The sequence below is a fragment of the Streptomyces muensis genome, assembly GCF_021474425.1.
Classification (GTDB): Bacteria; Actinomycetota; Actinomycetes; order Streptomycetales; family Streptomycetaceae; genus Streptomyces; species Streptomyces muensis.
On the sequence record NZ_JAKEIP010000434.1, the window covers coordinates 1 to 4,455 of the forward strand.

The 4,455-nt window shown below is 74.0% G+C and carries 3 protein-coding genes; all 3 read right to left on the bottom strand.

What is annotated here, in order from left to right:
• Positions 1-368 precede the first annotated feature (368 nt).
• Genes L0P92_RS42465 through L0P92_RS42475 form a run of 3 tightly spaced genes read right to left on the bottom strand, consistent with a single transcriptional unit; the run spans position 369 to position 4,254 of the window.
• Positions 369-1,631: an NAD(P)/FAD-dependent oxidoreductase gene (locus L0P92_RS42465; RefSeq protein ID WP_234768487.1), complete on the bottom strand. Its 1,263-nt coding sequence runs from the start codon at positions 1,629-1,631 to the stop codon at positions 369-371.
• Positions 1,631-3,085, bottom strand: coding sequence for an amidase (locus L0P92_RS42470; protein WP_234768488.1), 1,455 nt, complete (start codon positions 3,083-3,085; stop codon positions 1,631-1,633). Before L0P92_RS42470 ends, L0P92_RS42465 begins: the two co-directional genes overlap by 1 nt.
• Positions 3,082-4,254 carry an Nramp family divalent metal transporter gene (locus L0P92_RS42475; protein WP_234768489.1) on the bottom strand — a complete coding sequence of 391 codons (1,173 nt, stop codon included), beginning with the start codon at positions 4,252-4,254 and terminating at the stop codon, positions 3,082-3,084. Before L0P92_RS42475 ends, L0P92_RS42470 begins: the two co-directional genes overlap by 4 nt.
• Positions 4,255-4,455: the final 201 nt, after the last annotated feature.

A 4,455-nucleotide genomic window follows, 5' to 3' on the forward strand; every position in this document is an offset into this window, starting at 1 on the left:
GTCCCGCGCACCTTCCTCGGCGGCGATGTGGTCGCGCACCGCCGCGCGGTCGGCCGTCAACAGCCGTGCGGGGTCGGCCAGTACGTCGTCAAGATCCTCGTTCATACGGCCATCGTGTCACCCACCACTGACAACGCGACCGCCACCCGCGCCCCTCCTGCCTCGGCCTGCCCGCGCCTCTCCTGCCTCGGCCTGCCCGCGCCTCTCCCGCCTCGGCCCGCCCGCGCCTCGGCCCGCCTGCGCCTCTCCCGCCCGAGCCTCTCCCGCGCCCCTCCCGTCTGCGCCTCTCCCGCCTCGTCCGCCCGCTGCCCTTCCCGGATCCGCCGGCCGCAGCCTCGCTCCGCCTCACCGCAGCGGATGCAGCGGCCTCACCGCAACGGATGCAGCGCGGCCAACTCCGGTGCCCCGCGGCCTGTGACGATCGACTCCGCCAGCAGCCTGCCGCTGAGCGGGCCCAGCGCGATGCCCCACATGCCGTGCCCGCCGCAGACGTGGACCCGGGGCGAGCGCGTCGGGCCGACCAGGGGCAGACCGTCGGCCGTGCACGGTCGGGGGCCGGCCCATTCGTCGGTGCGACGGGTCAGGTCGGCCGAAGGGAGCAGATCCCGGGCCGCGTTGACGATGGCCTGGACGCGCCGCCGATCCAGGGGACGGTCGGGCGCCGTGAACTCCATCATCCCGGCCACCCGCACCCGGTCCCCGAGCGGCGTGCACACCACCCGCCGCTCGGCGAAGTAGGTCGGCCGCGTGGGCAGCCCTTCCGGCGGCACGGTGAAGCTGTAGCCACGGCCCGACTGCACCGGGGTGCGCACCCCGAACGGCGCGGCCAACGGGCCGAGCCACGCACCGGAGGCGAGGACGGCCGCGTCGGCCCGCACGGACGTACCGTCCGCGGCGAGAACGACGACCCCCGAACCCACATCCCGCACCCGGGCCACCTCCATACCGGTGACGATCTTTCCGCCCCGGTCGCGCACGGCGTCGGCCAGCGCCGCGACATACGCCCCGGGATTCAGATGACGCTGTCCGTGCAGCCGTACGGCCGCCTCGACCCGCGTCGAGAGCGCCGGCTCCAGCTCGCGCGCCTCGGAACCGCCGAGCAGGTCGTAGGCGACCTCCTGCCCGGCCGCCCGCACCGCGTCCAGCTCAGCCACCAGCGGGGCACGCCCGGCCTCGGTGGTGAAGGCGATCAGACACGCCACGTCCTTGCGCGTCGGCTCGGCGACCCCGCCCCGCTCCAGTTCGTCGTACGCCGAGAGCGCGCTCCGGTTCAGCGCGGCGAGCGCGGACATGGAGACCTGCCAGCGACGATGCGTGCAGTTCCGGGTGAACGCCAGCAGGAAACGGGCCAGCCGCGGATCGGGGCGGGGCGGGATGTAGAGCGGGGACGAGGAGGACAGGAGCCGCCGCAGACCCAGCTTCAGGGCGGCCGGTTCGGGCAGGGGCACGGTCAGGGCGGGGGACAGCCAGCCCGCGTTGCCCCAGGACGCGCCGGCCGCCACGCCCCGCCGGTCGACGACGGTGACCTCGACGCCCGCCTCCTGGAGGAACCAGGCCGTGGCCAGCCCCGCCATGCCCGCGCCCACCACGACGACGCTGCGAGGACTCCCCACGACACTGCGAGGGCTCATCACCGACCGCCTTCCTCCGCGCCCGTGCTTTCGACCACCGCGACCGCCGGCCGGCGTTCCCCGACACGCGTCGCCTGCTCGAAGGCATACCCCGCCCTGAGCACCGCCGCATCCCCGCGATGCGGCCCCACCACCTGGAGCCCGACCGGCAGCCCGCCCGCAGTGAAGCCCGCAGGCACCGACAGCGCGGGGCACCCGGTCATCGTGATCAGGTAGGCCGAGCGCATCCAGTCCAGATACGTCTCCATGGCGGTGCCGTCCACCGACGCGGGGTAGGGCAGCCGGACGTCGAAGGGTGCGACCTGGCTGACCGGCAGCAACAGGACGTCGTACCGCTCGAAGAACTCCCGCACCCGGTGGAAGAGGGCCGCCTGGAGCAGCTGGGCGCGGCCCAGGTCCGGGCCGGTGAGCTTGCGGCCCTCCTCGATGTTCCACACCACGTCCGGCGCCATGCGGTGCCGCTGCTCGTCCATCAGAGGTCCGTAACCGAGCTCCATCTGCCAGGCCCGCTGGACCAGGAACGCCTCGTCGGCGCCCGACAGGTCGGGACAGGCCTCCTCGACCTCGCAGCCCAGCGCGGTGAACACCGCCACCGCGCCGCGCACCACGTCCCGGACCTCCGCCTCGACCGGCACGGCTCCGCCGAGGTCGGGCGACCAGGCGACCCGCAGGCCACGGACATCGCCGTCCAACCGCCCGGCGAAGGCGGAACCCGGGGTCTCCAGCGCGAGCGGGCTGCGCGGATCCGGTCCGGCCAGGACGGACAACGTCAACGCGACGTCCTGTACGGTCCGCGCCATCGGCCCCTTCACCGACAGCTGCCCCCACGGCGCCCGGTCCGGCCACGACGGGACCCGGCCGGGCGAGGGCCGCAGCCCGACCACGTTGTTGAAGGACGCCGGGTTGCGCAGCGAGCCGCCGGTGTCGCTGCCGTCGGCGATCGGCTGCATGCCACAGGCGAGGGCGGCCCCAGCGCCGCCGCTGCTGCCGCCCGCGCTGCGCGAGAGGTCGTAGGGATTACGGGTCGCGCCGAAGACGGGGTTGACGGTGTGCGAACCCATGCCGAGTTCGGGCACGTTGGTCTTGCCGAGCGTGATCGCCCCGGCCCGCTTGAGGCGTTTGACGACCAGATGGTCCCGGTCGGGGACGTGGTCGGCGAAGACGGGTGAACCGTAGGTCGTGCGGATGCCGGCCGTGTCGTGGAGGTCCTTGTGCGCGACCGGCAGGCCGTGCAGCGGTCCGACCTCGGCTCCCGAGGCGAGCCGCTCGTCCGCCTCGGCCGCCTGCTCCAGCGCCCGGTCGGCGACGAGTGTGACGATCGCGTTCACCGACGGATTGGCCCGGTCGATCCGGTCGAGGTGGGCGGCGACGACCTCACGGGCGGACACTTCTCGGCGCCGCAGCGCGGCGGCGAGGTCGGTCGCGGTGGTGAAGCACAGGTCGGCGGGGTTCACAGTCCTCCCAGGGTTTCCTTGAGCTGGACGACGGCGAGCACCCCGAACAGGACGAAGGAGCTCGACAGCAGCACGTTCGACACGGTCTTGTTGCGGTACGACGGCGCCAGGTCGCGCCGGTTGAGAAGCACCAGCAGCGCCCCGGACAGCAGCGGCAGGACCAGGGAGCCCACGGCGGCGTAGGTGAGCACCAGGGGGACCGGCCGGCCCACGAACGTCACGGCCACGGAGGTGACCGCGCAGTAGAGCACGAACAGACGGAACGGGCGGCTGCGTTGGCCCATGTGCCGCTCCGCGTCGGCGTCCGGCACCCCGCGCAGGGTGCGCAGCGAGTCGGACAGCAGGTAGCACAGGGAGTTGAAGCCGCCGACCAGGGCGCTCAGGGTCACGAGGAAGAAGGTGCCCAGGAACAGCACACGGGCCACAGACCCGAGGTCGGCGCCGAGCGGTTCGGCCAGCGCGGCCAGCCCGTCGTTGCCGGTGATCGTCCGGCCGCTGCCGTACAGCAGACCGGTGCCCACGATCGAGGTGCACACCACGAACAGGAAGGTCACCGCGTAACTCACCGCCGAGTCCGCCCGCATGACGGGCAGCCAGCTCCGGTGCCGCCATCCCTTCTCCCGCACCCAGTAGCTGTACGAGGCCACCCCGGCCGTGCCGCCCACCCCGCCGATCAGCGCCAGCACGGTGATCATGTCGCCGTCGGGCAGCCGCGGCTTCAGCGAGGTCACCAGCCCCGCCGGGTCGTCCATGGTGACGAGGGTGACCACCGCGAGCACGACCATGCCGACGAACTTGGCCAGCATGAACCCGCTCATCACCCGTTCGAACAGCGTGTACCGGCCCACGTACACGAGTCCCGCCGACACCAGCGCGATCACCACCGCGAGCGGCCGCACCGGCAGCGCGGGGAACAGCGTCGACAGCGCGAGCGCCGCGACCGAGCTCAGGGCCGCCCCGTACAGCAGCCCGATGACCAGCACGAACGCGAAGAACGCGGACGGCAGCCAGCGGGCGGCCGCGCGCAGGCTCGCGATCACCGTCAGCCCGGAGGCCAGATACAGGCGGCCCACTCCCTCGGTGAGCGTGTACTTCAGGACGACTCCGACGAGGATCGCCCACATCAGCGCCATGCCGTAGCCGGCGGCTCCGGCCAGCGAGGTCACCATGTCGCCCGCGCCCACGCTGGTGGCGGCCAGGACCAGCCCCGGCCCGAGGACGGCCAGCCGGCCGCGGCGGGTGACGGGCGCGGGGGAGGGCGCGGAGGCGGGGCGTGGGCCCCGCGGGGTGGGGGCGGGGGCCCGGCCCCGGGGTCGGGGGGGGGGGACGGGGGGGCGGGGGGCGGCCCCCCCCGACGCCGACGCCTGGAC